Raw genomic sequence first — 26,877 nt, 5'->3', positions numbered from 1 at the left:
ACGGCTTGCGAGCAGGTGGAGGAGGCAGACAACATGAAGCTCTACAGCTATTTCCGTAGCTCGGCGTCGTATCGTGTGCGCATTGCGCTGAACGTGAAGAACCTGTCGTACGACTATGTGCCCGTGCACCTCGTGCGCGAAGGCGGCGAGCAGCTGAAGCCCGAGTATCGCAAGATCAACCCGGACTGCATCGTGCCGACGCTCGCCGACGGCAGTCATTTGCTGCCGCAGTCGCTCGCGATCATCGAGTATCTCGAGGAGACGCATCCGGAGCCGCCGCTGCTGCCGAAGGCGCCGCTCGATCGCGCCTATGTGCGCTCGGTGGCGCTGCAGGTCGCGTGCGAGATTCATCCGCTGAACAATCTGCGCGTGCTGCGCTATCTGAAGCACACGCTGCGAGTCGACGACGACGCGAAGGACGCGTGGTACCGGCACTGGATCGATGCAGGCTTCGCGACGCTGGAGGCGCATCTCGCCGGCGAGGCGCGCACCGGCAAACTGTGTTTCGGCGACACACCGACACTTGCCGACGCGTGCCTGATTCCGCAGGTTTTCAACGCACAGCGCTTCAAGGTCGACACCGCAAAGTTTCCGACGATCCAGCGCATCTACGACCACGCGATGCAACTCGATGCGTTCGCGCGCGCCGCGCCGGGCGTGCAGCCGGATGCGGAGTGAGCGCGGGATCGCGTGACACGGCGACGGCCGCTCGAAACGAAAAAAGGGCACTCTGTGGAGTGCCCTTTTCCTTTTGTTCGCCGCAAGCGGCGAGCGCCGCAGCGCTCACACGTTCGCGCGATCAGCCGCCCAGCAGCGCGTCCGAAAACTCCTCCGCGCTGAACGGCTGCAGATCCTCGACCTTTTCGCCGACGCCGATGAAGTACACCGGAATCGGCCGCTGCCGCGCGATCGCCGCGAGGATACCACCCTTCGCCGTGCCGTCGAGCTTGGTGACGATCAGGCCGGTGAGGCCGAGCGCGTCGTCGAACGCCTTGACCTGCGTGAGCGCGTTCTGTCCGGTGTTGGCGTCGATCACGAGCAGCACTTCGTGCGGCGCGCCGTCCTGCGCCTTGCCGATCACGCGCTTCACCTTGCGCAGCTCTTCCATCAGATGCAGCTGCGTGGGCAGGCGGCCGGCCGTGTCGGCCATCATCACGTCGATCTTGCGCGCGCGCGCGGCGCCGACCGCATCGAAAATCACAGCGGCCGGATCGCCGCTTTCCTGCGCGACCACGGTCACGTTGTTGCGCTGGCCCCAGACGGCGAGCTGCTCGCGCGCGGCGGCGCGGAAGGTGTCGCCGGCGGCGAGCAACACCGACTGGTGAAAGCTCTGCAGATGCTTCGCGAGCTTGCCGATGCTGGTGGTTTTACCCGCGCCGTTGACGCCGGCGATCATCATCACGAGTGGCTGCGCGCGGCCGAGCATTAGCGATTTTTCGAGCGGCTTCAGCAACTCGACGAGCAGCGCGCGCAATGCGGTTTTGACCTGCTGCGGGTCCGTCAGGCGTTCGGTGCGCACTTTCTCGCGCAGCGATTCGAGCAGGAATTCGGTCGCCTCGACGCCGGCGTCCGACATCAGCAGCGCGGTTTCGAGTTCCTCGTACAAGTCCTCGTCGATCTTCGTGCCGACGAAGATGCCGGTCAGGTTCGAACTGGTTTTCGCGAGGCCGCTCTTCAGGCGCGTGAGCCACGAGCGCTTCGCGCCGGCGTCCTGCACGGGCGGCGGGACGATTTCGACGCTGTCGAGGTCGGCGTCTTGCGGTTCGGGCTCCGGCTCGATGATGGTCGTGACCACAGGCGGAGCGGGGGGCGCGGTAGGCGTGACGGGTTCGACGGGCGCAACCTCGGCCGCGTGCGTCGCGTCGTCTTGCGCCGCCAGCGTTTCGTCTGCGGCGGTATCGGACTCTTTCGAACCCTTGAATCGTTTGAAAAAGCTGAACATGATCTGACGTATGGGAGAGCGCGACGATGCGCGCAGCCGGCACGGGACCGGCGAAGCGGTGGGCAGCGCCGGGATGCGAAAGGGCGGGCGCTGGCAGCCGCACATTTTATCAGGCGTGCCGCGGCGCGTCGTATTGGCCGGTCGGCCAGGCTGGACGCGCGCCGCCCCTGTGGTAACGTGGGCGCTCCGGCCCGCGCGCATCGGCGTCGCGGGCATATTCACCACCTAGCTGAAACTGCACGATACTGCATGCCTCGTTTAGCACCTTCACGCGCCGCTGGCGCTTCGTCCAAAGGCGGCAAGCCGCATGCCATTCGCATCATCGGCGGCGACTGGAAACGCACGCCGCTGCCCGTGCTCGATCTGGACGGCTTGCGCCCGACGCCCGACCGCGTCCGCGAAACGCTGTTCAACTGGCTCGGCCAGCGCCTGGACGGCCAGCACTGTCTCGATCTGTTCGCCGGCAGCGGCGCGCTCGGCTTCGAGGCCGCGTCACGCGGCGCGGCGCGCGTGCTGATGGTGGAGCGTCATGCGCGCGCCGCCGGCCAATTGCGCGCGAACCAGCAGCGGCTCGATGCACACGTGATCGAAATCGCCGAGGCGGACGGCCTGCGTCTTGCGGCGAGCCTCGCGCCAGGCTCGTTCGACGTCGTGTTCCTCGATCCACCGTTCGATGCCGACCTGCTCGGCAAGGCGCTCGCGGTGGCCGTGCCGCTCGTGCGCGCCGACGGCTATCTTTATGTCGAGGCCGGCGAAGCGCTCGAACCGACCGCTCATCAGTCGCTCGCGGGCTGGGAGGTCGTGCGGCAGGGCAAGGCGGGCGCAGTGCACTTTCATTTGCTGCAGCGCGAAAATAAGGAATAATGCGCGTTCCAAAAAAGGGCCGGGCGGTTTATCGTCATCCGCGCCGGTGCCAAATGCGTCGCTTGGACGTGCCCTTTTGTCTGAAAAGAGGAGAAGTCTCATGGTAGTCGCCGTGTACCCGGGCACGTTCGACCCGCTGACGCGCGGTCACGAGGACCTCGTTCGGCGCGCGTCGAGCATTTTCGACACGCTGGTGGTGGGTGTGGCCGACAGCCGTGCCAAGAAGCCGTTTTTCACTCTCCAGGAGCGCCTCGCGATCGCGCACGAGGTGCTCGGCCACTACCCGAACGTCCAGGTGATGAGCTTCAAAGGGCTGCTGAAGGACTTCGTGCGGAGCAACAACGCACGGGTGATCGTCAGGGGTCTGCGCGCGGTATCGGACTTCGAGTACGAGTTCCAGATGGCGGGCATGAACCGCTATCTGCTGCCCGACGTCGAGACGATGTTCATGACGCCGTCCGATCAGTATCAGTTCATCTCGGGCACGATCGTGCGGGAGATCGCGCAACTGGGCGGCGACGTCAGCAAGTTCGTATTTCCGTCGGTCGAAAAATGGCTGAAGGAGAAAGTCGCGTCGCTGGATCCGCAGGGCGGTGCCCAGGGGGCGTGAGCCAGAGTCGCGCGAATGGCCGGTTTTGACGGATCATTTAACCGACGCAGTGTAATGTCAGCTACCCTTCGCGGCCTTGGCGAATGCCTCGGCAAGTTTGTCGAAGTGTCGGAGGGCGGCGGGCGTTAGCTCGACCTGTTTGCGGCGAGCATCTTCGGTGTCGTTGAGTAGGAGCCAGCCTTTTTCGCGCATTGACGTGATGCGGGCATGCAAGGTGGCCGGAGACCCGAGCGCGCTTTGGGCCATCATGTCTCGAACCGACAGGCGTTCGTTTTTTTGCCTCATGCGAGCTACGAACTCCAGGATCTTTTCTTCGAGCGGATCGAGCGCGGGAAGTGAGGGAAGACCTCGCAGTGCCTCGGTCAATTGAAGAAATCGAAGATAGATATCAGCAGGGCGGGTCATGACCATCGCTCCAACGAAAACGCCGCTCACCCGAGCGCGAAAAGCGAACCTTTGATACTGCCCAGCGGCAACCGGGCCTCTTTATTTTATCTCCATGTCTAGCTTGGGCGGGCGCTGACGGCACTTCAGGGGCGCGATGGCGACACGCTCATATCGCCTCTCTACGGAGTGCGTATGGCCCTATGGTCGTCGACCAGGGGGCGAAGGCCGTACGGTGCTACGTGCTCATAGAGGATCGGCCAATCGACAGCGAGTAGCGGAATCGTCGGGTCTTTCCGGCACCAGTACGCGACAAACTGCGCCCAGCTCCCGAGGAATATTCCTTCGCCGGAACTCAGCAGACACGGAGGGCGCGCGACCGGCGGAACCAGCATCCGCGGCATTCCCGCCGCGAGGATTTCAAGGGCGTCCGACGATTCGCGTGACGCCAGCAGACTGTCCTCGGTGCCGGCCAAGTATCGACGTACTTCTTCGGCTACGCGTGTGCTGCGAAGCTCCAGGTAAGAAGCCCGGATTTCATCGAGTACGGAAGTGGGCACACGCGAATAATTGGAGTCCCCCAGTCTTTCCAATGCGGCGCGCCTGACGAAGTGAGGAAGCGCCCCCAACGTTGTTTCGCTGCCGAGCAACGCGTCCTGAAAGACCGAATAGCGCGCGAGCCATGGAGCAGGCGCGCGGCCCACGGGGCGGCGTGCAGATGCCCACCGGTTCGACCGGCTAGCGCTTTCCGTTCCAGTCTGCTCTCTCAGGTTCATTGCTATAAAAAACATATCGATATGGACGTGACTCTACACTCTTGTCGAGCCCGGCATAAAGCTATACATGGGTTTTCGGTCGCATCGCTCCGAACTTAAGGGCTCCGCGAAATTTTTCCGTGAGCGTCGCGATGACGCTGACCTAAAGCCTGCTGCCTGTCCTCGCGAAATGCCATATATGCACGCTATGATGCCTTCGGCAAAAGCAACCGAGGATGGCTCACCGCAATGTCTAGCTTACGTTTGCATTTTTGGTCGATCGTTGGGACTGTGATCGCGTTCCTGGTGTCGCTGTGGATCAATCAGGAACTGTTCGCGCACACGTCTTTCGTGCGAGGAGTCAACTGGGTTTACCTGCCGTCTGGTGTTCGGCTTCTCAGCACACTGCTGCTTGGATTCGATGGTGCGATTGGCCTGCTGCTTGCCGGACTGATTACCGACTTTCTCTACTGGTTTCCGCATGACCCGGTGCGTGCAACAGCAGGCGCGTTGCTTGGATCTTTGGCGCCGTATCTGGTGTACCGATTTGCGCTCGAGTATTACGATCTGCGCGCATCGCTGACGAACCTGACGCCGAAGCGGCTTCTCGTTCTGGCTGTCGCCTATTCGGTGGCAAATCCGCTGTTTCATCACCTGTGGTTCGCGCTGACCGGTACGACGAAGAACTGGTTCGAGAGCTTCTTCACGATGTTCGTGGGCGATCTGACCGGCGCGCTGATCATGCTCTATGTGATGAAGTGGCTGCTGGCCTTGTTGCCGAAACAGCCCGGCAATTCCCGCATATCGAATGGCATGTTCAGCATCCAGTTGGCGTTGTACAGCGCATACGCGAACCAGTTGGCAACCAAATCGACCTAGCCAGGCAGCACAGTCGCCCATGATGCTGGCGCGGGATTGCACGACCGTGCGGAGGCGAAAAAGCTATAATGTGTTGTTTTATCTAGCAAAGTTGGTGGCAGCATGGCCCTGATGATTACCGACGAGTGCATCAATTGCGACGTCTGCGAGCCCGAGTGCCCGAACGACGCGATTTCGATGGGTCCGGAAATCTATGTGATCGATCCGAAGAAGTGCACCGAGTGCGTCGGTCATTTCGACGAGCCACAGTGCATCCAGGTGTGCCCGGTCGAGTGCATCCCGCGTGACCCTAATCACCTGGAAACGCCCGAAGGTTTGATGGCGAAATATCACGCGTTGCAGGCCGCCAAGGGCACCTGACGTGCGCGGGTGACGCGCAAAAGAAAACGGCGAAGGCCTGCGGGTCTTCGCCGTTTTTTTGCGGCCGCGTTTCGGTTATCCGATGTAAGCGCTGAATATACCCCGCAACGCGTCGAGCAGGATATCGCATTCGGCATCGGTGCCGACCGAGATCCGCAGATGCTGGTCAATCCGCGGTGCGTTGAAGTGCCGCACGAAAATTTCCTTTTCCCGCAGCCGCGACGCGAGCGTCGCTGCGTCGTACCCTTGATGCCGCGCAAACAGCAGATTCGCGGCCGACGGCACCACCTCGAAGCCGAGCGCGGTCAATTCCGCCGCGAGCCGTTCACGGCTCGCGATCACCTTCGCGCAGCATTCGCGAAACCACGCGTCGTCTTCGTACGCGGCGGTGGCGGCGGCTTGCGCGAGGCGATCGAGCGGGTACGAATTGAAGCTGTCCTTCACGCGATTGAGCGCATCGATCAGCGCCGCATCGCCGAACGCAAAGCCGACGCGCATGCCGGCGAGCGAACGTGACTTCGACACGGTCTGCACGACGAGCAGATTCGGATAGCGGTCGATCAGCGCAATCGCCGACTCGGCGCCGAAGTCGACATAGGCTTCGTCGATCACCACGACCGAATCAGGATGACTCGCGACGAGGCGTTCGATTTCCGCCAGCGGCAGCGGCCGGCCGGTCGGCGCGTTCGGATTCGGAAACAGGATGGCGCCATTGGGCACCGCGTAGTCGTCGACGTTGATCGCGAAGTTCCCATCGAGCGGGACGGTGCGGTAGTCGACTTCGAACAGCTTCGCGTAGGTTGGATAGAAGCTGTACGTGATATCGGGAAACAGCAGCGGCTTGTCGTGCTTCAGCAAGGCCTGAAATGTCAGCGCGAGCACTTCGTCCGAGCCGTTGCCCGCGAATACCTGGTCGGCGCGGATACCGTGATACGCGGCGACCGTTTCGCGCAGCTTGCGTGCGCTCGGATCGGGATAGCGGCGCAGTGTGTCGGCCGTATCGCCAAGCTCGCGGCGGATCGCGTCGAGCACGCGCGGCGACGGCGGATACGGATTCTCATTGGTGTTCAGCTTCACCGGATGCGCGAGCGCGGGCTGCTCGCCCGGCACGTACGGCGTCAGACGGTGAACGATGTCGCTCCAGTAGCGGCTCAAGCGATTCTCCTCGCGGTTGCGGGTTTCGATGGATGTGGCGCGCGTCAGCTGTTGTTGCGATGCAGTTGCATCATTGCGCGTTCGAGCTCGCCTTTGATGATCTGCGGCATCACCGCGAGCGCGCGCTCGATCGACGCGTCGATGACCTCTTGCTCTTCTCGCCGCGGCGGCTTCAGCACATAGTTCGCGACGTCCGGCTTCGCGCCAGCGCGCGCGGTGTCGGGAATCAGGTCGCGCGGATGGCCGATGCCAATCCGCAGCCGCCAGTATTGCTGCGACGACAGATGCGCGCTGATGTCCTTCAGGCCATTATGCCCGCCGCTGCCGCCGCCGAGCTTCAGCTTGACGCTGCCGGGCGGCATGTCGAGCTCGTCGTGCGCGACGAGTATCTCGTCGGGAAGAATCTTGAAGAATTGCGCAAGCGCGACGACCGATTGACCAGAACGGTTCATGTAGGTCTGCGGCTCGAGCAGATGCACTTCCTCGCCATGCAACCGCGCCTTCGCGTAAAAGCCGTGAAAGCGCCGTTCGTCGTGCAGCGTTGTGCCAGCCTCGCGCGCGAGTTGATCGACCAGCCAGAAGCCGGCATTGTGACGCGTCGCGGTGTATTCGGCGCCCGGATTGCCGAGCCCGACGATCAGCTTGATCATGATTGCGTGAGTCCACCAGGTCCGGAAGTGAAACGCTCCGGACTAAAAAGGCCGAAAAAAAACCCGCCAGGGCGAACCTCGGCGGGTCACATCGACCGTTTCATCGGAAACGGATCGAGAGGATTGCTTGCTTCGAACCGAAAGGCTCTTAAGCAGCCGGCGTTTCGCCGCCTTCAGCAGCAGCAGCGTCTTCAGCGATGGCGCCAGCCGGGATCGTTGCAGCAGCGACCACCGGGTTTTCCGCGTCGACGTGGGCGACGAGCGCCACACCTGCCGGCAGCGGGATGTCCTTCGCGTGAACCGATTGACCGGCTTCGATCTTCGCGAGGTCGACTTCGATGAATTCCGGCAGTGCCGACGGCAGGCACTCGATTTCGATTTCGTTGATGACGTGCGAGATCACCGCGCTCGACAGCTTCACTGCCGGGTTGGTTTCCTGGTTCAGGAAGTGCAGCGGCACCTTGGTGTGCAGCTTCTTCGACGCGTCGACGCGCTGGAAGTCCACGTGCAGCACGAGCTGACGGAACGGGTGGTATTGCACGTCGCGCAGCAGAACCTGTTGCGACTTGCCTGCCACTTCCAGATCGAGGATCGACGAGTGGAAAACTTCTTTCTTCAGCGCGTGCCACAGGGCGTTGTGATCGAGTTCGATCAGTTGCGTGTCAGCACCAGCGCCATAAACGATACCCGGGGTCTTGCCCGAGTTACGCAGGCGGCGGCTCGCACCCGTACCTTGCTGGGAACGCTCGAAAGCGACTACTTTCATGTTGAATCTCCAATGCACTGCCCGCGACCAGGCAGTAAAAACAGGGCCTCGAAGCCGTAATGGCTGAGGCCCGGGACAGCGGCAAGAACCTTCGTCCGTTCATGCCGATTGTGCAAAAACGCCGCGTGTCGCATGAAGCGGTACGCGGCGTCTTCGCAAATGCTTAACTTTCAGCGAACAGCGACATCACCGAATCGCCGCGGCGGATGCGGGAGAACGTTTCGGCCAACAAACCGGCGCTCGTCAGCGAACGGATCTTCGCGCACGAACGGGCTTCTTCGCCGAGCGGGATCGTGTCCGTGACTACGAGTTCGTCGAGTGCGGAGGCGGCGATACGCTCGCCCGCGCCGCCCGACAGAACCGGGTGGGTGGCGTAAGCGAATACCTGCTTCGCGCCGCGTTCCTTCAGAACCTGCGCGGCCTTACACAGCGTGCCTGCGGTGTCGACCATGTCGTCCATGATCACGCAGGTGCGGCCTTCGACTTCACCGATGATGTTCATCACTTCGGCGACATTCGCCTTCGGACGACGCTTGTCAATGATCGCGAGATCGCAATTGAGTTGCTTCGCCAATGCACGGGCGCGAACCACACCGCCGACGTCCGGCGAAACAACCATCAGGTTGTCGTAGTTCTGCTTGCGCAGATCGCCAAGCAGCACGGGCGTTGCGTAGATGTTGTCGACCGGGATGTCGAAGAAGCCTTGAATCTGGTCGGCGTGCAGATCCATCGTGATGATCCGCTCGACGCCGGCGATTTCCAGCATGTTCGCCACGACCTTCGCCGAGATGGCGACACGCGCCGAACGCGGACGACGATCCTGGCGGGCATAACCGAAGTAGGGGATGGCTGCGGTGATCCGGCCAGCGGATGCGCGCTTGAGCGCATCGACCATGATCATCAGTTCCATCAGATTATCGTTAGTCGGCGCGCACGTGGATTGCAGGACGAAGACATCCTTGCCGCGCACGTTTTCCTGAATCTCGACCTGGATTTCACCGTCCGAGAAACGGCTAACCATTGCTTTGCCGAGGGGGATACCGAGGTTTTTGACGACTTCCTGTGCAAGCGCGGGATTTGCGTTGCCAGTAAAAACCATCAGGCCGTCATGGCTGCTCATCATGCACCTACTTCAGGCTGGGGGGCGGGAGAATGTGAATTACTGCGGCGAACTACAGCGAACTACGAGAATTTTTTGGCAGGGGAGAAAGGATTCGAACCTTTGCATGCCGGAATCAAAATCCGGTGCCTTAACCAGCTTGGCGACTCCCCTACACTGACTTTGAGCTCCGCCGAACGTGGAGTTTCGTTCGACGATGCAAAACTTATGACGCGAAAGCAAAGAGTGGATGCTGATCCAAGCCCGCGGCTACTGCACTGTTCCATTCGCCGGGCAGCTTGGCTTGCGCCGCTTCTGCTTCAGCTTTGCTACGGAACGCTGCAAAAACACTGGCACCCGACCCGGACATCCGCGCTGGCGCGATGTTCTCAAACCACCGCAACACTTGCGCTACTTCCGCGTACTTTCCTACTACAACCTGCTGCATGTCATTCCGACCGAAGCTTTCTGGCCAATCGGTGTTGCAGCTGTGTTCTGCAGGAAAGTCCGTAATTATGAGAGGCTTTGTATCTCTTGTCAACGCTTTTTCGGAAAAAATCGCTGCAGTTGGAACCTGCACCCTCGGCGTCACTACCAGAAAGTGACGCGGCGGCAATTGTACAACGTCTAATGATTCTCCGACACCCTCTGCGAACGCATTTTTTCCAAATACAAAGAAGGGCACGTCCGCGCCGAGCTTCAACGCAAGATCCTGCAACTCCTGACGCCGCAGATCGAGCTTCCACAGACGATTGAGCGCGAGCAGCGTCGTCGCCGCGTCGGAACTGCCGCCACCGAGGCCCGCGCCCATCGGCAGGCGCTTGTCGATTTCGATATCGACACCTTCGTGAGAGCCCGTATGCGACTTCAGCAACGTCGCGGCCCGTACCGTCAGGTCATGCTCGGGCGGCACGTCGGCGATTTCGGTGCGGCGCGTGATGAGACCGTCATCGCGTCGTGTGAAGTGCAGCGTGTCACCCCAGTCGAGCAACTGGAAGACCGTTTGCAGCGTGTGATAACCATCCGGCCGACGGCCGGTGATGTGCAGGAAGAGATTGAGTTTCGCTGGCGCGAGACAGTCGCGCAGCGAATCGGTTGTTTCGATCATGAGTGAAGGCTACATGCGCCACGGTGGCGCCAAACGGGTAGCAAGGTTACGTGAGCGGATGCCGGGACAAAAGCCCCAGCAACGACGACTCACTGATCCAGCACGAGCTTGATGTCGAGCGGCGGCTCCGAGCGACTCAGATTGACGCGCTTCACGCCGGTGGCTGGTGCATCGGCATAGGCGACATAGTCGATCGTCCAGCCATCCTGGGTGATCTGCTTCAGGCGCGACGGTTGATCCGGATCCTTCTCGGTCTGCGCGCGCGAGGTCGGCGCCGGCGACGGCTGCAGCCAGTAGCGTAATCCTTCGACCGGCAGCGCGAAGCCGAGCGCGTTCTGCATCAGCGTCGACACGTTATCGGCGGTGAGCGGCTGGCGGTTCGGCAACTCGAGCGTCGCCGAAGCCGGCGACGAGGTCACGATGGCCAGCGTCTGGCCGAGCGGATTGCGCAATTGCAGCGTGACGGTGTCGCCGGTTTCCTGCCACGAGAAATTGCCGTAGGCGTTGCGCTGCTGGCCGTTCTGATCGTTGTACTGAACCGCGAAGCGGCCCTGATACGAGCGGCTCGTCTGCGCGGTGACTTCGGTCGCGGCGTTCGATGTGGACGGCCCCTGCGGCTTTACGGACGCGCAGCCGGCCAATGCGACAACCGCTGCCGCCGCGCAACCAAGCGCGATGCCGCGCGGCGCCACGGAAAAAGAAATCAAACGGGAAAGACGCATCAAAGATCGTTTACCTGAAGACGTTGCAACGTTTTGACGAGAGTCTCGTTGTTGGGTTCGAGCTTGCGCGCCTCGCGGAACGCGGCGCGCGCCTGTTCCTGTTCGCCGGCTTTCCACAGCACTTCGCCGAGGTGCGCGCCGATCTCTGCGTTCGGCTGGAGGCTGTATGCCTTGCGCAGCAGCTTGATCGCATCAGCCGTGTTACCCATCCGGTACTTGACCCAGCCGACGCTGTCCATGATGAACGCATCGTTCGGGGCAAGCGCCGAGGCCTTCTCGACCAGCATGTCTGCCTCCGGCAGGCGCTGGTTGCGATCGGCGAGCGAATAGCCGAGCGCGTTATATGCCTGCGGATTGTCCGGCTGCGTCTGGATCAGCTTGCGCAACTGCGCTTCCATGACGTCGTAATGGCCGGTTTTTTCGGCGGCCATCGCGTAGTCGTAGGTGAGGTCGGGGTCGTCGGGAAAGTTCGCCGTGGCTTGCTGCAGACGCGCTTCGGCCTCCGGGTAGCGCTTCGCGTCGAACAGGATCGCTGCATCGGTGCGTGCGATCAGCGCCACGTCACGCGGATCCGAGGTCTGCAAGTTGGCGAGCAACTGGCGCGCCTCTTCGGTCTTGCCCTGCTTCGCGAGCAGTTGGGCGCGCGTGATCTGCGCGGCCAGATATTGCTGACTCGCCGGCGAGATCTTGTTCAGCCAGTCGCTCGCGGCCGCCTCATTCTTCTGTTCGAGCGCTAGCTGCGCGAGATAGATGTAGGCCTGGCCCGCATCGGCGCCCGGCGTCTTCTCGGCCTGCTGCGCGTATTGGATCAAATAGGCCTGCGCGTCGGGGAGATTCTTCTGCTGGATCTTGATCAGTGCGAGCGCCATCAACGGCGTCAGGTCGTTGGCGTTTGCCTTGCGCATGATCTCGAACTGCTTCTGCGCGTCGTCGAGACGGTCGCTCGCGAGATACATCTGCGCGAGCGCGAGCCGCGCGTCATGCGATTTCGGATTCTGCTGCACGTACTTTTCGAGCGACGCGATGCCTTCCTTGCGCTCCTCCGGGCCCATTTGCGACAGCACCAACGCTGCGGGCAGATAGTCGGGCTTGATCGTGAGCGCCTGCTCGAGCGACTTTCGCGCACCCGGCGCGTCGTCGGCCAGCAGCTGCTGGCGCGCGACGGCCAGTTGCGCTTCCGGCCGCTTCATATCGTTCTTCAGCAGGTCCTGCAACACGTGCAGGCCACCGACGCGGTTCGGGCCGCGCGACAACAGCAATTGCAGCGCGAGGATCGCGCTGCCGCGATTTTCCTCAGGTACCTTCGCGAGTTCCTGCGACAGGATCGGCGACGCATCGTCGGGCCTGCCGGACAGCACGAGCAGCGACGCGTCGAGTTGCGCGGCGCGTTCCGAACCGGGCGCGTACTGTTGCCACAGTTGCGCGGCGGCGAGCGCGTCCGACGGGCTCTGCGCGGCCAGCGCGATTTCGGTGGCGCGTTGCGCCATGCGCGGGTCGTGCGTGTCGCGCGCGAGCGCGAGGTAGGTCTGATAGGCCGGCGCCGGCTGATCGCGCTGTAGCGCGATCTCGGCGGCCAGCACCTGGAAGACGATCTGGCTTGACAGCGGCACCCCGGGCAGCGACTTTTCGTCTTCCGGGGTTGACGGACCCAGCGGGTCCGGCATCGTGACCGACGTGTCGTCGGAATCTGGCGACTGGTCCTGCGCATGCGCGGGCACGGCGGCCAGCGCCCACAATGCGAGCGCACCTGCACCAAGGATCCGGCGCGCGGACACGGCGAGCGGCACGTTGGACACACGCGCGCGGCGCTTTGAAAGCAGCTTCACGAAGGACACGTTCATGGAAATCCGTTCAATGTTTCAGTCGATTGTAACGCGCTCGCTACAATACGCGCACAACCACTCACGCAAGTAGCAGACCAATCAGCCATGCCAGAGTTGCCAGAAGTCGAGGTTACCCGACGAGGGATCGAACCGTATGTGTCCGGGCGCAAGGTTGAGCGCGTGGATGTGCGGACGGCTGCGCTGCGCTGGCCGATTCCGGCCGACCTTGCGAAAACCTTGCGTGGCCATGTGGTGCGCAAAGTCGAGCGACGCGGCAAGTATCTGCTGTTCGAAATCGACGCAGGGTGGTTCATCGTGCACCTCGGCATGACGGGCACGTTGCGCGTTCTGCGTCATGTGCCGCATCCGCCGGCCGCGGCGAAGCACGATCATGTGGACTGGATCTTCGACGACTTCATCTTGCGCTATCGTGATCCGCGCCGCTTCGGCGCGGTGCTGTGGCATCCGCGCGAGGAAGGCGACATCCTCGAGCATCCGCTGCTCGCGAGCCTTGGCGTCGAGCCTTTCTCGCCGGCGTTTTCAGGCGCGCTGATGCATCGGTTGACGCGCGGGCGCAAGGTGTCGGTGAAGCAGGCTCTGCTGGCGGGCGACATCGTGGTGGGCGTGGGCAATATCTACGCGTCGGAAAGTCTCTTTCGCGCGGGCATCCGGCCGACCACCGCGGCGGGCCGCGTGTCGCTCGTGCGTTATGAACTGCTGGCCGATGCCGTGCGCGTGACACTCGCCGCCGCGATCGACAAGGGCGGCAGCACGCTGCGCGATTTCGTCGGCAGCAACGGCGAAAGCGGCTATTTCCAGCTCGACTACTTCGTCTATGATCGCGCGGGCCTGCCATGCCGTGTGTGTGGAACGCCAATCAAACAGATCGTGCAGGGACAACGCTCCACGTACTTCTGTCCCACTTGCCAGCGTTAAATTCTCGATGCCTTCCCGCCTGACTCCAACGACCGCCGCGCGCTCCAGCGCGTCCGGCGCCACGTCCGCTTTCACGCCGATGCCTGATTTTTCCGCGCGTCTGATCGCCTGGCAGCGCCAGCATGGCCGCCACGATCTCCCGTGGCAGAACACGCGTGACCCGTATCGGATCTGGCTGTCCGAAATCATGCTGCAGCAGACCCAGGTCTCGACGGTAATACCGTACTACGCGAAATTTCTCGCGCGATTCCAGGATGTCGCCGCGCTCGCCGCGGCGCCGTCCGATGACGTGATGGCACTGTGGGCCGGCCTCGGTTACTACACGCGCGCGCGCAATCTGCATCGCTGCGCGCAGGTCGTCGTCGAGCAGCATGGCGGCGCGTTTCCCGCGTCGGTCGACGAGCTCGCCGAGTTGCCCGGCATTGGCCGCTCGACGGCCGCGGCGATCGCGTCGTTCGCGTTCGGCGCGCGCGCGACGATTCTCGATGGCAACGTGAAGCGGGTGCTCGCGCGGGTGTTCGGCGTCGAAGGTTTCCCGGGCGAGAAGAAAGTCGAGAACGCGATGTGGACGCTCGCGGAATCACTATTGCCGTCGAATGCGTCGAACGCGGAGGTCAGCGCCTACACGCAGGGCTTGATGGATCTCGGCGCGACCTTGTGTGCGCGCGGCAAACCCGACTGTACGCGCTGTCCGTTCGCGCCGGACTGCGTCGCCAACGTCAGCGGACGTCAGCGGGAATTGCCGACCGCGCGCCCGAAAAAAGCGGTGCCGACGCGACGCACATGGATGCTGGTGCTGCGCGACGGCAATGCGGTGATGCTCGAGCGACGGCCGCCGTCGGGCATCTGGGGCGGTCTATGGAGTCTGCCCGAAGCCGCCGACGAAGCGACGCTCGCCGAGCTGGCGCGCGTGTTCGGCAGCGATGGCGAAGTGTCGGCGCTTGCGTCGTTCTCGCACGTGTTCACGCATTTCAAGCTCGACATCGAACCGCGGCTTGCCGAGCTCGATCGCGGTGTCGGCGCTCTCGCCGCGCTCAACGATGCGGACACCGCCTGGGTTGCGCTCAGCGATCTGGATTCGTTCGGCGTGCCGGCGCCGGTGCGCAAGCTGCTCGCCAGTCTGCATGGTTCGTTGATCTAGCGGAAGGACGACTTCAGGATTTCACAGCAATTGATGCTGCTGCATGTAGTGATGCACGACGTCGATGCGCGCGCCGGCGTCGGTCAGTTCCATCAGCTTTTGCCGCGCGCGCAACGCGATTGGCAGAACCTCCGCGAGACGGTTGGACACCCACGACGGATCGTCCAGCCGGAACGGTTCCGCGAACGGCAGGCTGTCCGGATCGCGTTCGCGGATCGTCGCGATAATCCGCTCGAGCACTTCCGCGCACGCGCCGAATTTGGCCAATAGCTCATTGCCTTCGAGCGGCAGGTCGTCGGCGAGCGGCTCGGCCATGCCGACCAGCAGACCGCTCGCTTCGACGCGATGCGACAACAGGCGAAAGCGCTTCGTGCCGCGTGCGCGAATTAGCAACATGCCGAAAGCCTCGACGTCGCATTCGTCGATTTCGGCGAGACAGCCGATCGTTTCGGGCACCGAAGGTTCTTCCTCACGCGCGACTTCGGCGCCGCTTTTCAGCATACACACGCCGAACGGTGTTTTTTCGCGCAGGCAGTCACGCGCCATGTCGAGGTAGCGCGCTTCGAAGATCTTTAGCGGCAGCAAGCCATCGGGAAATAGCACCGTATGCAGCGGAAACAGCGGCAAATCGGCGTACACAGTAGGCGTAGAGGACATGGCGCAACGCTTCGGGTTAAGGCCGCGCGATGCGGCCGGTTAAGCCACCAGCTTCGATGATTCGCCGACGTCGACCGGCGCATCGCGGTGCCGCACGATCACATTCGCCGATGTTGCGAGACGCGCGGCGAGCGTCTCCGCGATGAATACCGAGCGGTGCTGGCCGCCCGTGCAACCGATTGCGACGGTCAGATAACTGCGATTGTCGTCGCGGAAATGCGGCAGCCACTTGGACAGATACTTCTCGATGTCGTCGATCATCTCGTGGACGACCGGCTGCGCATCGAGAAAGTCCATTACAGGTTTGTCGAGGCCGGTGAGCGGCCTCAATTCATGATCGTAGTATGGGTTCGGCAGCGTGCGTACGTCGAATACGAAATCCGCGTCGAGCGGTACGCCGCGCTTGAAGCCAAACGACTCGAACATCAGTACGAGCCCTGCGTCCTCCTGTTCGATGAAGCGCTTGACCCATGCGCGCAGCACGTTCGCGCGCAGATTGCTCGTGTCGATCTGATGGCCGAATTCGGCAAGTCCCGCGACCAGTTCACGCTCGCGTTCGATCGCTTCGGCGAGCGACGTGAGCAGGCCGACGTCCGCGTCGTGCGCGGGCGAGCCGGACAACGGATGGCGGCGACGCGTTTCGGAAAAGCGTTGAATCAGCGACTGCGTGCTCGCGCTCAGAAACAGCACGCGCACGTCATGCGAGCGCTTGAGGTCGCGGATCATTGCGGGCATTTCGTCGAGCGACGAACCGGAGCGCGCGTCGATCGCGACCGCGAGACGGTCCTGGCCGTCAGCGGCGAGGTAGGTGGCGAGTTGCTGCAGAAAACGCGGCGGCAGATTGTCGACGCAGTAATAACCCGCGTCTTCGAGCGCGTTCAGGGCAACCGATTTGCCGGAGCCGGAGATACCGGTGATCAGGATTATGCGCATGGAGTCGTCGAAAGCGTAGATTTCATCATAGCATCTGGCCTCCATGCGCGTGCCCGCGTCCTGCCTTCCGCCGGGCGCTTCATGGCGCTGTGATCGGCTTCAGATCAGCTTGCCGGGAAACTGGCTATCGGGATCCTGCATGGCGAGTCGTTGCCGATCCATGAAATCGCGCAGCGTGTCGATACCGCGCAACTGCAGGATCGTATTGCGCACGGCCGCTTCAACCAGAACCGCGAGGTTGCGGCCTGCGGCCACCTGGATCGTCACCTTGCTGATCGGCAGGCCGAGCACGTCGACGGTCTGGCTTTCCAGCGGCAGTCGCTGGAATTCGCCATCGGGGCGGCGCACCAGTTGCACGATCAGCTTCAGTTTCATTTTCCGGCGCACCGCCGTTTCGCCGAAGATCGTCTTGATGTCGAGCAGTCCGAGGCCGCGCACTTCCAGCAGGTTCTGCAGCAGCGGCGGGCAGCGTCCTTCGACGAAGTCCGGGCCGAGGCGCACGAAGTCGACTGCGTCGTCGGCGACGAGACCGTGGCCGCGGCTGATCAGTTCGAGCCCGAGCTCGCTCTTGCCGAGACCCGAGTCGCCGGTCAGCAGCACACCCATGCCGAGGATGTCGAGAAACACGCCGTGCAGCGTCGCGCGCGGCGCGAGAATGCGCGACATGTAAAGTCGCAGACTGTCGATCACCGCGGCCGCCGAGGTCGGAGTCGTGAACAGCGGCGTCGACGAGCGCGTGCAGCGCAGCACAAGCTCAGGCGGCGCAGCGACGCCGCCCGCGACGACGAGAAACGGTGGCTCGAGCGCAATCAGCTCGGCCATGTGGCGCGAGCGGTCTTCATCGGTCTGACGTTTGTAGTAGTCGATTTCCGCATCGCCGAGCACCTGGATCCGGTTCGGGTGGATCAGGTTCAGGTGGCCGACGAGGTCGGCGCTCGAGGTGGCATTGGCGACCGATTCCGAAGAGAAGCCGCGCTCCCAGCCTTCATGCCCCGTGAGCCAGCTGAGTTTCAGCATGGCGGCGTTGTCGTCGAAAATGCTCTGGGCGTTGATGCTGGACGTATCCATGAGTCAGTGACTCCAGTGTTAGCCGCTTGCCGGGCCTTACCTGCGTGTGTGCGCGCGTATCTACTACCGCCGCCGTTGCATCAAGGTTGCCACTGAGTAAGCAGGCGATGCAACGATTCGCGGTCTTCTTCGGTGTGCAGCCGCTCGCGGGCGTCGCGATCGGACAGCAATTGCGCGATCTCGGAAAGAATTTCGAGGTGCTGTTGAGTGGCCTGCTCGGGGACGAGCAGGAAGATCAGCAGCGAGACCGGCTGGCCGTCCGGCGCTTCGAAGGGGATGGGTTCCGCGAGTCTGACGAATGCGGCGAGCGGTTGCTTGAGGCCCTTGATCCGCCCGTGCGGAATCGCGACGCCTTCGCCGAGCCCTGTCGAGCCGAGTCGTTCTCGCGCAAAAAGATTGTCTGTGACGGTACTGCGGGCGATGCCGTTCTGGTTCTCGAAGATCAGGCCCGCTTGCTCGAACACGCGTTTCTTGCTGGTGACCGATAGTCCGATGACGACGTTCTCGAGGGGAAGAAATTTGGCTAAACGATTCATGTTGACAGGCGAAAACGTGGCCTGAGTTCTCCCCAACGGGGCGGTTGAGTGACGTTCCATTCGTTCGATGCTGGCGAAGACGGACGGTGGAGTCGATCGCGAAAGCGTGAGATTTCGACCGGCCGTACTTCATCAGAACTGGCTTGACCCCGATGGTAACCGGAACATTATAGAACAGGGTGACAGCCGATGGTGCGGCGCGCCATCTATGCATATCAGGTTTTTCACCGCTTGCGGTGCGGAATATGTCGCGCTGCGCAAACGTCTGCGGGAATGGTTGAGCCTGGCTGCGGCGACGGGGCGCCGGCGCAGTGCGCAAGCCGGGCGCTGAAACGAAAAACCGCCCGGTTGTGGGCGGCTTGACGAGTCCCAGAGAAATCAGCAATTCCCTCTAGTTTCTCCTATTGCGGCGGCACGTCCAGTTGCGGCGCCGGCTGATACTTGATCGCTTCGTGCTGATGGCCTTGCAGGCGATCCTTGTGGCGTATCACCTGTCTGTCGAGCTTGTCGATCATCAGATCGATTGCAGCGTACAAATCACTGTCACAACTCTCGACGAAAATATCCTTGCCCTTCAGGTGGAGGTTGATTTCCACCTTTTGGCGCTTCTCCTTTTCCTTATGGTTGTCGACCGAGAGGACCACACTGCCGTCGATGACCTGATCGAAATGTCTTAGCACCCTGTCCAGTTTGGTGATCACGTATTCGCGCAACGCAGGCGTTACTTCGAGGTGGTGTCCACTGATCTTGAGATTCATAGTGCTTCTCCAAGCTAATGGCCGCTTGGTCCGCACAATGACAAAGGTCCGGTCGATCTGACGGCTTGCCTGTGTCGCCCCCCGGTGACGGACATCTGGCAGGTCGCAGCGGCCGGCCTGTCCGCCAGGTGCGGAGCGGCCGGTAAATGCCCGCTGCAAAACGCGGCGGGCTACAGAGACTTGCGCAGGTTGACTGCCGGGATTTTGAGCGCCTCACGGTATTTCGCAACGGTACGACGTGCGACCACGAAGCCCTGTTCCGCCAGCAGTTCGGCTATGCGACTGTCTGAAAGTGGCGATTTCGGGTTTTCCGCTCCTATCAGTTGTTTGATCAGCGCGCGAATGGCCGTGGAGGAGGCCGCGCCGCCGGTGTCCGTCGAAACGTGTGAGCCGAAAAAGTACTTGAATTCCAGCGTTCCGAAAGGGGTCAGCATGTATTTACCGGTTGTCACACGCGAGACAGTCGACTCGTGTAGGCCCAGCGTATCAGCTATTTCCCGCAAAACCAAGGGGCGCATGGCGATTTCGCCGTGCACAAAAAAGCTCTTTTGACGCTCGACAATCGCCTGCGCAACTCGCAGGATCGTCTCGAAACGCTGCTGGATGTTTTTGATCAGCCAGCGTGCTTCCTGGAGTTGCTGGCGCAACGATCCGCTGCCCGGATCGCCCCGGTTGTTGCGCAGAATATTCGCGTACAGATGGTTGATGCGCAGCTTCGGCACCACCTCGGGATTCAGCTCCGCCTGCCAACCCTGTGCCGTTTTCCGCACCATGATGTCGGGCACCACGTAGTCCGCTTCGGCCTTGCCGTAGGCGGCGCCAGGAAATGGTTCAAGCGAGCGGATGAGCATGTGCGCGTCACGCAGCTCGTCGTCGCTGGCCTTTAGGTGCTTGCGCAGCCGCGTGAAATCGCGCGCGGCGAGCAGTTCCAGGTAATGGCCGACAATGTCTAGCGCGAGCGCGCGCGTGGGCGATGGATCGAGCCGCAGCAACTGCAGCTTCAGACATTCGGATGCCGAGCGCGCGCCGACGCCGGGCGGGTCGAAGCTATGCAGCAGCGCAAGCGCGGCGTTCAGTTCGTCGACATCGACCTCGAGTTCTTCGGGCAGGTCGGCCAGCACTTCTTCGAGCGTGGCGGCGAGATAGCCGTCGTCGTCGAGCGATTCGATCAGGAACGTGATGAGCGCGCGGTCTCGCGGGCTCGCCTGGGTGACGCGCAGTTGCGCCATCAGGTGGTCGCGCAGCGAAGTGCTCGATTCGTGGATTTGCAGCGGGGGCAGGTCGTCGTCATCCGACGCGGTGCCGGAGCGGCCGTAGTCGTCGAGGTTCCATTGCGACGAATCGCCGCCGCCGTCGCCCGAGAGACCGTTGTATTCGTCGACACCCTGCGGCTCGCCGCTTTCGGCGCGCTCGCCGTTGCCCTCGGAGGAGGCCGAACCGTTGCCGGCCATCGGGTCGGCTGGCGCCGAGGAGCCAGGCGTCTGGGCAATCACGGAACCGTCGGCCGCAACCCGCAACGGGCTCGCGATCCACTCGTCTTCGTTTTCGAGGAGCGGATTCTGCGAGATCGCCATGGCGACTTCCTGCTGCAATTCGAGCGTCGACAACTGCAGCAGCCGGATGGACTGTTGCAGTTGCGGCGTCAGCGCAAGATGCTGCGATAGGCGGAGTTGGAGGCTGGCTTTCATGGCAAGTTGAGATTCATTGTAGAGAGTTTGCCACGACCGCGATACCTTGCGGCACACGCAATTTTTGGGTACGCCGAAATGGCGCGCCGCGCGGCGCCAGCCTGCGCCGCCGGAAAACGGATGTGCGGGTGCCGCAAAAACGGCGTTCCCGGTCCCGCGAGCCGCGAGACCGGGAACGCCGTGTGTGCTTACATGCGGAAGTGCTCGCCCAGATAGACGCGCCGCACGCTTTCGTTTTCGATGATGTCGCTGGGCGCGCCGGCGGCTAGCACGCTGCCGTCGCTGATGATGTACGCGTGATCGCAGATGCCGAGCGTTTCGCGCACGTTGTGGTCGGTAATCAGGACGCCGATATTGCGCTGCTTCAAGAACTTGACGATTTTCTGGATTTCCAGCACGGCGATCGGGTCGACGCCGGCGAACGGTTCGTCGAGCAGAATGAAGCTCGGATTGGTTGCCAGCGCGCGCGCAATTTCAACCCGACGACGCTCGCCGCCGGACAGCGACAGCGCCGGATTTTCGCGCAGATGCGCGATCTGAAGCTCGTCGAGCAGCGCTTCGGTGCGCGACGTGATCGCGTCTTTGCCGAGACGCTTGCCATTTTCGTCGTGCTGCAATTCCAGCACCGCGCGGATATTCTGCTCGACGGTCAACTTGCGGAACACCGACGCTTCCTGTGGCAGATACGACAGGCCGAGCGACGCGCGCTTGTGAATGGGCAGCAGGCTGATCGACTTGCCGTCCAGATCGATTTCGCCGGCGTCGAGCGGCACGAGTCCGACGATCATGTAGAACGACGTGGTCTTGCCGGCACCGTTCGGGCCGAGCAGGCCGACCACTTCGCCGCTCTTCACGTCGAGCGACACGTCCTTGACGACCGTGCGCGAGCCATAGCGCTTTTTCAGATTGCGCACGACCAGCGAACTGCTGGTGCCGGCCGGCTTGCGATGGGGGAGCGGCGTGATTGTGCTGCTGACGGTGCTCACTGGTTCGGCGCTCCCTGGATCGAATTGGACGGCGTGAGCGTGGCCGACGCGCCGGTCAGCGGCGCGGCGCCGGCGTTGCGCGGCGACAGCATCGCGCGCACGCGGCCGGTCGGGTTGCCCGGACCGGCGACGTCCTTGCCCGCCTTGGCGGTGTAAAAGTCGTTCTGGCCGTCGTAGGTGATCACGCTGCCGTGCACCTGGTCGAGCAGCGTCGTCATGCTCTGCAGGCGGCGCACCGTCGCGTTGGTGGTCAGCGTGGTCAGGTCCTGCTTGCCGTCGTAGTCGATGCGGATGGCCGTACCCTCGATGTATTCGTCGAGCCCTTCGCGCTTCTGGCGGAAATACGACAGATTGTTGCCGCTCGAGGTGCCGGTCGCGAACTGGTAGCCCTGCGGGTCTTGCGACACTTCGACGCGATCGGCCTTGATCAGGATCGTTCCTTTGGTCGCCACCACGTGGCCGGTAAAGATGCTGACCTGCCGCAGGTCGTCGTAAGTCATGTTGTCAGCTTCGATGTTCAGCGGCTTGTCCTTGTCGGCGCGGTCCGCGTGCGCGAGCGGCGCGAAGCCGACGAGCGGCAGCGCGACGACGAGCGCAGCAAGTGCGGCGCGGCACGCGCAAAGCGCGCGGGAACGGCCGGTATCAAAACGGGGGAGCGATTCGTTCATGCAGTCACGCCTGGAATGGATTACCCGGTATGCGTTGGCTTAGTGGCCGGAATCGGACGCGGCGATTGCGCCTCTTACATTGCCGAACAATTGCATAAACCGGGTGACATTGTTGTATTTCATGCCACTGGCAGTCATCACCGACATGCCGCGCTGAAGTTTAACTGGCTTTTCAGTCTCGATCACATCGTCGTTGACGAGGACCCTGAAATGCTCGGAGTCGGCCTGCATCTGCGGATCGCCGCCGCCGGGCGCGCGCAGGATGCGGGCGTTCTGGTACAGATTGACGATCGACGCATCCGCGTTGACCGTGCCGGTATCGCCGGTCGCGGTCACGATCGGCTTGCCGGGCTGGAACGCGCGCATCGCCGGCTTGACGAGGTCGCTCATTTCGTCGTCCTCGTAATGGATCAGCGACTGCGCGGTCAGCCGGTACTGCGTCGCGCCCGACTGGTCGAGCTCGGACACCGAGAAGTTGTCCGCGAAGTAGTCCGGCGTGTGCTCTTTCGGGCGCGCCACGTTGTCGGTCTTGCGCGGCAACGTGGCTTGCAGCAGCCACCACGTGATGCCGGCGAGCGCCGCCATCGCGATGAGCGGGATCAGCGAAGTCAGGCGAAACTGGTTCATCCCACGAGGCCCCGTTGCTCGCCGCTGCACGCCGCCGCAAGCAGTGCTTCATATTTCTGCTGCGCGCGCAGCAGCGTGTCGACCACTTCGCGTGCCGCGCCGTGGCCGCCGCGCGCCTCGCTGACCCAATGCGCACGCGCGATCACTTCGGGATGCGAATTGGCCGGCGCAGCCGCGAAGCCGACGCGCAGCATTACCGCGAGATCGACCCAGTCGTCGCCCATGTAACCGCATTCCTCGGCGGTGAGGCCGGTTTGCCGCAGCAGGTCGGCGAACGCCTGCGGCTTGTCCTGCACCCCCTGGTAGACGTGCGTGATGTTCAATTCTTTCACCCGCGCCGCCACGATGCCGGACTGGCGCCCGGTGATGATGGCCGTTTCGATGCCGGCCTGGCGCAGCAGCTTCATGCCGTGGCCGTCCATCGAGTTGAAGCCTTTCATCGTGTCGCCTTCCGCCGTGAACAGCAGGCCGCCGTCGGTCAGTACGCCGTCGACGTCGAAAATCATCAGCTTCACACGGCTTGCGCGTTCGGTAGCGGTAGGGGGAGCAACTGCCATCAGATCACCTTCTTCGAAAACAGGTCGTGCATGTTGAGCGCGCCGATTAGCTTGCCCGATTCGTCGACGACCAGCATCTGATTGATGCGATAGCGCTCCATCAGTTCCACGGCTTCGACCGCGAGTTGATCCGGCCCGATCGTGCGCGGGCCCGCGGTCATCACCGAACCGATCGGCAACTGGCGAAAATCGCCGTCGCGTTCGAGCACGCGGCGCAGGTCGCCATCCGTGAAGATGCCCGTCACACGGCCTTCCTGGTCAACAACCGAGGTCATGCCCATGCGTTTCGCGGTCAGCTGGAAGAGGGCATCGCTGACGGTCGCCTCGGGTGTGACCTGCGGCAACTGGTCGCCGGTGCGCATGACGTCGCGCACATAGGTAAGCAGGCGTCGGCCGAGCGCGCCGCCCGGATGCGAGCGCGCGAAGTCGTCACGGCCGAAGCCGCGCGCGTCGAGCACCGCGACTGCCAGCGCGTCGCCGAGCGCGAGCGCGGCGGTGGTGCTGGCGGTGGGTGCGAGATTCATCGGACAGGCTTCCTTCGCGACGCCGGAATTCAGATGCACGTCCGCGAGTTGCGCGAGGCTGGAGCCCGGGCGGCCCGTCATCGCGATCAGCTTCGCGCCGATCCGCTTGATGAGCGGCAGGATTGCCATCAGCTCTTCGGTTTCGCCAGAATTGGAGAGCGCGAGGAACACGTCGTCGGCGGTGACCATGCCGAGGTCGCCGTGGCTCGCTTCCGCCGGATGCACGAAGAACGCGGGTGTGCCGGTGCTTGCCAGCGTGGCCGCCAGCTTGCGGGCTATGTGGCCTGATTTGCCGATGCCGGAGACGACCACGCGTCCACGGCAGCCCAGGATGAAATCGACCGCGCCGACAAAACTGCCGTCGAGCTGGTCGCGAAGCGCGCGCACGGCGTCCGCTTCGATGTCGAGTACGTCGCGAGCAAGCGTGAGTGCCCTGTCGCCATTGATTTTCGCTATCATGCGCGGAGTATAGCAAAGGCGCCTGTTCGCCGCGCCGGGCCTACTGTGCCGGGCCGCTGTCTTCGTCGGCCTGCCGATAGTCTCATTTGCAGCTGCTTTGGCGTTCGTTAGCAGCTTTTTGCCGGCCCTATCCATCATGTCGCACGGTGTCTCTCGTGCGCGGTTCCGCTGACGAACGAGGACGCTTCACCCATGCGTTTTTGCCGATGATTTCCCCGCTCGAAATGACGCTGTTTCTGTTGCTGGCATCGGTGGCGGGCGTGGTGATCTTTCGCTTCCTGAATCTGCCGCCGATGCTCGGCTATCTGACGGTCGGCATCGTCGTCGGGCCGCATGCGTTCGGGTTGATTCCCGATTCGGCGGGCGCGCAGAACCTCGCGGAATTCGGCGTCGTGTTCCTGATGTTCTCGATCGGGCTGGAGTTTTCGCTGGCCAAGTTGCGCACGATGCGCCGGCTCGTGTTCGGACTCGGCTTGCTGCAGGTGATCGGCACGGTCGCGGTGGCGGTGTCGCTCGGCTTCGTGCTGGAGCGCTGGGTACATATCACGTGGCAGGCGTGCGTCGCGCTGGGCGGCGCGCTGGCGATGTCGTCGACGGCGATCGTCAGCAAGATGCTCGCGGAGCGGCTCGAGATCGAAACCGAGCACGGCCGCAATATTTTCGGCGTGCTGCTGTTCCAGGATCTCGCGGTGGTGCCGCTGTTGATCATCATTTCGGCGCTCGGCGGGCGCTCGGAGAATCTGGCCAGCGCGCTCGGCATCGCGGCGATCAAGATCGTCGTGGCCCTCGCGCTGCTGCTGATCGTCGGCCAGCGCTTCATGACGCGCTGGTTCAACGTGGTCGCGCGGCGCCGCTCGCAGGAACTGTTCATCCTCAATCTGCTGCTGGTGACGCTCGGCGCCGCGTTCATCACCGACAAATTCGGGCTGTCGCTCGCGCTCGGCGCGTTCATCGCCGGCATGCTGATCGCCGAGACGCCGTACCGGCATCAGGTGGAAGAGGACATCAAGCCGTTTCGCGACGTGCTGCTCGGGCTCTTCTTCGTGACCACCGGCATGCTGCTCAATCCGCGCGTGATCTGGGAGCATCCGCTCGTCGTGCTGGCGTTTTTCGTCGGCCCCGTGTTGCTGAAGATGGTCATGATTACCGGCCTCGCGCGGCTTTTCGGCGCGACCCCGGGCGTGGCGATGCGCACCGGCATCGGTCTCGCGCAGGCGGGTGAGTTCGGATTCGTGCTGTTGAACCTGATCCTCGACCGGCATCTGGTCGACGCGACCCTGTTGCAGACGATTCTTGCCGCGATGCTGCTGTCGATGCTCGCCGCGCCGTTCATGATCCAGAACGCGGACCGCGTCGTGCTGCGGCTGTCGTCGACCGAATGGATGATGCAGTCGTTGCAGATGACGCGCATCGCGACCCAGAGCCTGAAGCAGAGCGGCCACGTGATTATCTGCGGCTATGGGCGCGCCGGGCAGAACCTCGCGCGCATGCTCGAGCATGAAGGGCTCTCGTATGTCGCGCTCGACCTCGATCCCGACCGCGTCGCGGCGGCAGCGGCGGCTGGTGAATCGGTCGTGTTCGGCGACGCGGGGCGGCGCGAGTCGCTGCTGGCCGCGGGCCTGCATCGCGCGGCCGCGATCGCGATCACCTACGCGAACACGCCGTCGGCACTGCGCGTGCTGCACAACATTCACGAGATGGAGCCGACGCTGCCGGTCATCGTGCGTACCGTCGACGACGCCGATCTGGAGAAACTGCTCGCCGCCGGCGCGACCGAGGTGATTCCGGAGATCGTCGAGGGCAGCCTGATGCTCGCGTCGCATACGCTCGTCGTGATGGGCGTGCCGATGCGCCGCGTGGTGCGACGCGTCGAGGAGATGCGCGACGAACGCTACTCGCTGTTGCGCGGCTATTTCCACGGTGCCGACGACATCGACGACGACGACGGTCACGAGCAGGTGCGGCTACAATCGGTGCCGGTCGACGAGAGCTCCGACGCGGTGGGCCGTACGCTCGCCGAGGTGGGCCTGTACGAACTCGGTGTCGAAGTGACCGCGATCCGCCGGCACGGCATCCGCGGCGTCGAACCGGACCCGTCGACGAAACTGCGCGCGAGCGACATCGTGGTGCTGCGCGGTCTGCCCGAGCAACTGGCGCAAGCCGAGGAGCGGCTGTCGCAGCATCGCCGCGCCGCCGCGGCCTGAACCCGTGAACCCGGACCG

28 protein-coding genes and 1 tRNA gene are annotated in these 26,877 nt (G+C 63.0%); 8 read left to right on the top strand and 21 right to left on the bottom strand.

The features are described from left to right. Positions 1-33: 33 nt before the first annotated feature. Positions 34-678, top strand: a complete 645-nt coding sequence (gene maiA, locus VSR82_RS13560) for a maleylacetoacetate isomerase (protein WP_410848187.1) — start codon at positions 34-36, stop codon at positions 676-678. Positions 679-799: 121 nt separating this feature from the next. Here maiA and ftsY read toward each other — a convergent pair whose 3' ends face one another. Then, complete coding sequence (ftsY, locus tag VSR82_RS13555; RefSeq protein WP_429461018.1) at positions 800-1,942, bottom strand: signal recognition particle-docking protein FtsY; 1,143 nt, start codon at positions 1,940-1,942, stop codon at positions 800-802. Between the two features lie 249 nt (positions 1,943-2,191). Here ftsY and rsmD point away from each other — a divergent pair, with 249 nt between their 5' ends. Then, on the top strand, positions 2,192-2,806 hold the full coding sequence (rsmD, locus tag VSR82_RS13550) for a 16S rRNA (guanine(966)-N(2))-methyltransferase RsmD (RefSeq protein ID WP_368584416.1): 615 nt from the start codon (positions 2,192-2,194) through the stop codon (positions 2,804-2,806). 100 nt (positions 2,807-2,906) lie between these two features. Further along, positions 2,907-3,416, top strand: a complete 510-nt coding sequence (coaD, locus tag VSR82_RS13545; protein ID WP_368584417.1) for a pantetheine-phosphate adenylyltransferase — start codon at positions 2,907-2,909, stop codon at positions 3,414-3,416. Between the two features lie 57 nt (positions 3,417-3,473). On the opposite strand, the gene VSR82_RS13540 is transcribed toward coaD, so the two are convergent. After that, the gene (locus VSR82_RS13540; RefSeq protein WP_368584418.1) at positions 3,474-3,821 is read right to left on the bottom strand and encodes a winged helix-turn-helix domain-containing protein; all 348 of its coding nucleotides are present in this window, start codon (positions 3,819-3,821) and stop codon (positions 3,474-3,476) included. Between the two features lie 983 nt (positions 3,822-4,804). On the opposite strand from VSR82_RS13540, the gene VSR82_RS13535 reads away from it, so the two are divergent. Together VSR82_RS13535 and VSR82_RS13530 are read left to right on the top strand one after the other, a co-directional pair. Beyond that, the gene (locus tag VSR82_RS13535) at positions 4,805-5,434 is read left to right on the top strand and encodes a hypothetical protein (protein ID WP_368584419.1); all 630 of its coding nucleotides are present in this window, start codon (positions 4,805-4,807) and stop codon (positions 5,432-5,434) included. A 102-nt stretch (positions 5,435-5,536) separates the two neighbouring features. Beyond that, positions 5,537-5,794 carry a YfhL family 4Fe-4S dicluster ferredoxin gene (locus VSR82_RS13530; RefSeq protein WP_090802933.1) on the top strand — a complete coding sequence of 86 codons (258 nt, stop codon included), beginning with the start codon at positions 5,537-5,539 and terminating at the stop codon, positions 5,792-5,794. Between the two features lie 75 nt (positions 5,795-5,869). Here VSR82_RS13530 and hisC read toward each other — a convergent pair whose 3' ends face one another. The 8 genes from hisC to VSR82_RS13490 all read right to left on the bottom strand — a co-directional run bounded on the left by hisC (position 5,870) and on the right by VSR82_RS13490 (position 13,135). Continuing rightward, complete coding sequence (hisC, locus tag VSR82_RS13525) at positions 5,870-6,949, bottom strand: histidinol-phosphate transaminase (protein WP_429461013.1); 1,080 nt, start codon at positions 6,947-6,949, stop codon at positions 5,870-5,872. Positions 6,950-6,993: 44 nt separating this feature from the next. Next, complete coding sequence (pth, locus tag VSR82_RS13520) at positions 6,994-7,599, bottom strand: aminoacyl-tRNA hydrolase (protein ID WP_429461011.1); 606 nt, start codon at positions 7,597-7,599, stop codon at positions 6,994-6,996. Positions 7,600-7,747: 148 nt separating this feature from the next. Further along, positions 7,748-8,365, bottom strand: a complete 618-nt coding sequence (locus tag VSR82_RS13515) for a 50S ribosomal protein L25/general stress protein Ctc (protein WP_013088318.1) — start codon at positions 8,363-8,365, stop codon at positions 7,748-7,750. Between the two features lie 163 nt (positions 8,366-8,528). After that, positions 8,529-9,485 carry a ribose-phosphate pyrophosphokinase gene (locus tag VSR82_RS13510; protein ID WP_008921698.1) on the bottom strand — a complete coding sequence of 319 codons (957 nt, stop codon included), beginning with the start codon at positions 9,483-9,485 and terminating at the stop codon, positions 8,529-8,531. Between the two features lie 76 nt (positions 9,486-9,561). Next, positions 9,562-9,638: transfer RNA gene (locus tag VSR82_RS13505), tRNA-Gln, on the bottom strand. Positions 9,639-9,690: 52 nt separating this feature from the next. Next, complete coding sequence (ispE, locus tag VSR82_RS13500) at positions 9,691-10,572, bottom strand: 4-(cytidine 5'-diphospho)-2-C-methyl-D-erythritol kinase (protein WP_429461010.1); 882 nt, start codon at positions 10,570-10,572, stop codon at positions 9,691-9,693. A gap of 89 nt (positions 10,573-10,661) precedes the next feature. Continuing rightward, on the bottom strand, positions 10,662-11,294 hold the full coding sequence (gene lolB / locus VSR82_RS13495; RefSeq protein WP_429461008.1) for a lipoprotein insertase outer membrane protein LolB: 633 nt from the start codon (positions 11,292-11,294) through the stop codon (positions 10,662-10,664). Further along, a complete protein-coding gene (locus VSR82_RS13490; protein WP_429461006.1) occupies positions 11,294-13,135 on the bottom strand; it encodes a tetratricopeptide repeat protein in 1,842 nt (613 codons plus the stop codon). Before VSR82_RS13490 ends, lolB begins: the two co-directional genes overlap by 1 nt. A gap of 87 nt (positions 13,136-13,222) precedes the next feature. Between VSR82_RS13490 and mutM the strand changes: the two genes are divergently transcribed. Together mutM and mutY are read left to right on the top strand one after the other, a co-directional pair. After that, positions 13,223-14,053, top strand: coding sequence for a bifunctional DNA-formamidopyrimidine glycosylase/DNA-(apurinic or apyrimidinic site) lyase (mutM, locus tag VSR82_RS13485; RefSeq protein WP_429461004.1), 831 nt, complete (start codon positions 13,223-13,225; stop codon positions 14,051-14,053). Positions 14,054-14,060: 7 nt separating this feature from the next. Then, complete coding sequence (gene mutY / locus VSR82_RS13480; RefSeq protein WP_429461002.1) at positions 14,061-15,194, top strand: A/G-specific adenine glycosylase; 1,134 nt, start codon at positions 14,061-14,063, stop codon at positions 15,192-15,194. A 21-nt stretch (positions 15,195-15,215) separates the two neighbouring features. Here the strand turns inward: mutY and VSR82_RS13475 are convergent, their stop codons facing one another. The 11 genes from VSR82_RS13475 to kdsD all read right to left on the bottom strand — a co-directional run bounded on the left by VSR82_RS13475 (position 15,216) and on the right by kdsD (position 24,655). Then, positions 15,216-15,851, bottom strand: coding sequence for an LON peptidase substrate-binding domain-containing protein (locus VSR82_RS13475; protein WP_013088324.1), 636 nt, complete (start codon positions 15,849-15,851; stop codon positions 15,216-15,218). A 39-nt stretch (positions 15,852-15,890) separates the two neighbouring features. Then, on the bottom strand, positions 15,891-16,784 hold the full coding sequence (rapZ, locus tag VSR82_RS13470) for an RNase adapter RapZ (RefSeq protein WP_041734268.1): 894 nt from the start codon (positions 16,782-16,784) through the stop codon (positions 15,891-15,893). Between the two features lie 99 nt (positions 16,785-16,883). After that, a complete protein-coding gene (gene hprK / locus VSR82_RS13465; RefSeq protein WP_008921706.1) occupies positions 16,884-17,852 on the bottom strand; it encodes an HPr(Ser) kinase/phosphatase in 969 nt (322 codons plus the stop codon). 80 nt (positions 17,853-17,932) lie between these two features. After that, a complete protein-coding gene (locus tag VSR82_RS13460; protein ID WP_013088326.1) occupies positions 17,933-18,448 on the bottom strand; it encodes a PTS sugar transporter subunit IIA in 516 nt (171 codons plus the stop codon). A 341-nt stretch (positions 18,449-18,789) separates the two neighbouring features. After that, positions 18,790-19,146, bottom strand: coding sequence for a ribosome hibernation-promoting factor, HPF/YfiA family (gene hpf / locus VSR82_RS13455; RefSeq protein WP_008921708.1), 357 nt, complete (start codon positions 19,144-19,146; stop codon positions 18,790-18,792). Positions 19,147-19,316: 170 nt separating this feature from the next. After that, entirely contained in the window at positions 19,317-20,834 is a 1,518-nt protein-coding gene (locus VSR82_RS13450) for an RNA polymerase factor sigma-54 (RefSeq protein ID WP_368584512.1), read from the bottom strand. Positions 20,835-21,022: 188 nt separating this feature from the next. Beyond that, positions 21,023-21,799, bottom strand: a complete 777-nt coding sequence (lptB, locus tag VSR82_RS13445; RefSeq protein ID WP_176110652.1) for an LPS export ABC transporter ATP-binding protein — start codon at positions 21,797-21,799, stop codon at positions 21,023-21,025. 17 nt (positions 21,800-21,816) lie between these two features. Then, positions 21,817-22,488 carry a lipopolysaccharide transport periplasmic protein LptA gene (lptA, locus tag VSR82_RS13440; RefSeq protein ID WP_410848179.1) on the bottom strand — a complete coding sequence of 224 codons (672 nt, stop codon included), beginning with the start codon at positions 22,486-22,488 and terminating at the stop codon, positions 21,817-21,819. A 39-nt stretch (positions 22,489-22,527) separates the two neighbouring features. Next, a complete protein-coding gene (gene lptC / locus VSR82_RS13435) occupies positions 22,528-23,115 on the bottom strand; it encodes an LPS export ABC transporter periplasmic protein LptC (RefSeq protein WP_429460999.1) in 588 nt (195 codons plus the stop codon). Then, the gene (locus VSR82_RS13430; RefSeq protein ID WP_429460997.1) at positions 23,112-23,672 is read right to left on the bottom strand and encodes a KdsC family phosphatase; all 561 of its coding nucleotides are present in this window, start codon (positions 23,670-23,672) and stop codon (positions 23,112-23,114) included. Before VSR82_RS13430 ends, lptC begins: the two co-directional genes overlap by 4 nt. After that, positions 23,672-24,655: an arabinose 5-phosphate isomerase KdsD gene (gene kdsD, locus VSR82_RS13425; RefSeq protein ID WP_368584431.1), complete on the bottom strand. Its 984-nt coding sequence runs from the start codon at positions 24,653-24,655 to the stop codon at positions 23,672-23,674. The genes VSR82_RS13430 and kdsD overlap by 1 nt, the downstream gene beginning before the upstream one ends. 206 nt (positions 24,656-24,861) lie before the next feature. On the opposite strand from kdsD, the gene VSR82_RS13420 reads away from it, so the two are divergent. Next, positions 24,862-26,859, top strand: coding sequence for a monovalent cation:proton antiporter family protein (locus tag VSR82_RS13420; RefSeq protein ID WP_410848267.1), 1,998 nt, complete (start codon positions 24,862-24,864; stop codon positions 26,857-26,859). Positions 26,860-26,877 lie beyond the last annotated feature (18 nt).

The organism is Burkholderia sp. JPY481 (assembly GCF_038900515.1).
In the GTDB taxonomy this organism is placed as follows: Bacteria; Pseudomonadota; Gammaproteobacteria; order Burkholderiales; family Burkholderiaceae; genus Paraburkholderia; species Paraburkholderia youngii.
The sequence above is the reverse complement of the archived record's forward strand: the minus strand, read 5'-3'. Positions and strand labels throughout refer to the sequence as shown.

Bases quoted from the DNA above. Each gene is read 5' to 3' on its own strand.
- maiA (WP_410848187.1), top strand. From the start codon at position 34: ATGAAGCTCTACAGCTATTTCCGTAGCTCGGCGTCGTATCGTGTGCGC.
- ftsY (WP_429461018.1), bottom strand. From the start codon at position 1,942: ATGTTCAGCTTTTTCAAACGATTCAAGGGTTCGAAAGAGTCCGATACC.
- rsmD (WP_368584416.1), top strand. From the start codon at position 2,192: ATGCCTCGTTTAGCACCTTCACGCGCCGCTGGCGCTTCGTCCAAAGGC.
- coaD (WP_368584417.1), top strand. From the start codon at position 2,907: ATGGTAGTCGCCGTGTACCCGGGCACGTTCGACCCGCTGACGCGCGGT.
- VSR82_RS13540 (WP_368584418.1), bottom strand. From the start codon at position 3,821: ATGACCCGCCCTGCTGATATCTATCTTCGATTTCTTCAATTGACCGAG.
- VSR82_RS13535 (WP_368584419.1), top strand. From the start codon at position 4,805: ATGTCTAGCTTACGTTTGCATTTTTGGTCGATCGTTGGGACTGTGATC.
- VSR82_RS13530 (WP_090802933.1), top strand. From the start codon at position 5,537: ATGGCCCTGATGATTACCGACGAGTGCATCAATTGCGACGTCTGCGAG.
- pth (WP_429461011.1), bottom strand. From the start codon at position 7,599: ATGATCAAGCTGATCGTCGGGCTCGGCAATCCGGGCGCCGAATACACC.
- VSR82_RS13515 (WP_013088318.1), bottom strand. From the start codon at position 8,365: ATGAAAGTAGTCGCTTTCGAGCGTTCCCAGCAAGGTACGGGTGCGAGC.
- VSR82_RS13510 (WP_008921698.1), bottom strand. From the start codon at position 9,485: ATGAGCAGCCATGACGGCCTGATGGTTTTTACTGGCAACGCAAATCCC.
- ispE (WP_429461010.1), bottom strand. From the start codon at position 10,572: ATGATCGAAACAACCGATTCGCTGCGCGACTGTCTCGCGCCAGCGAAA.
- lolB (WP_429461008.1), bottom strand. From the start codon at position 11,294: ATGCGTCTTTCCCGTTTGATTTCTTTTTCCGTGGCGCCGCGCGGCATC.
- VSR82_RS13490 (WP_429461006.1), bottom strand. From the start codon at position 13,135: ATGAACGTGTCCTTCGTGAAGCTGCTTTCAAAGCGCCGCGCGCGTGTG.
- mutM (WP_429461004.1), top strand. From the start codon at position 13,223: ATGCCAGAGTTGCCAGAAGTCGAGGTTACCCGACGAGGGATCGAACCG.
- mutY (WP_429461002.1), top strand. From the start codon at position 14,061: ATGCCTTCCCGCCTGACTCCAACGACCGCCGCGCGCTCCAGCGCGTCC.
- VSR82_RS13475 (WP_013088324.1), bottom strand. From the start codon at position 15,851: ATGTCCTCTACGCCTACTGTGTACGCCGATTTGCCGCTGTTTCCGCTG.
- rapZ (WP_041734268.1), bottom strand. From the start codon at position 16,784: ATGCGCATAATCCTGATCACCGGTATCTCCGGCTCCGGCAAATCGGTT.
- hprK (WP_008921706.1), bottom strand. From the start codon at position 17,852: ATGGATACGTCCAGCATCAACGCCCAGAGCATTTTCGACGACAACGCC.
- VSR82_RS13460 (WP_013088326.1), bottom strand. From the start codon at position 18,448: ATGGAACGTCACTCAACCGCCCCGTTGGGGAGAACTCAGGCCACGTTT.
- hpf (WP_008921708.1), bottom strand. From the start codon at position 19,146: ATGAATCTCAAGATCAGTGGACACCACCTCGAAGTAACGCCTGCGTTG.
- VSR82_RS13450 (WP_368584512.1), bottom strand. From the start codon at position 20,834: ATGAAAGCCAGCCTCCAACTCCGCCTATCGCAGCATCTTGCGCTGACG.
- lptA (WP_410848179.1), bottom strand. From the start codon at position 22,488: ATGAACGAATCGCTCCCCCGTTTTGATACCGGCCGTTCCCGCGCGCTT.
- lptC (WP_429460999.1), bottom strand. From the start codon at position 23,115: ATGAACCAGTTTCGCCTGACTTCGCTGATCCCGCTCATCGCGATGGCG.
- VSR82_RS13430 (WP_429460997.1), bottom strand. From the start codon at position 23,672: ATGGCAGTTGCTCCCCCTACCGCTACCGAACGCGCAAGCCGTGTGAAG.
- kdsD (WP_368584431.1), bottom strand. From the start codon at position 24,655: ATGATAGCGAAAATCAATGGCGACAGGGCACTCACGCTTGCTCGCGAC.
- VSR82_RS13420 (WP_410848267.1), top strand. From the start codon at position 24,862: ATGATTTCCCCGCTCGAAATGACGCTGTTTCTGTTGCTGGCATCGGTG.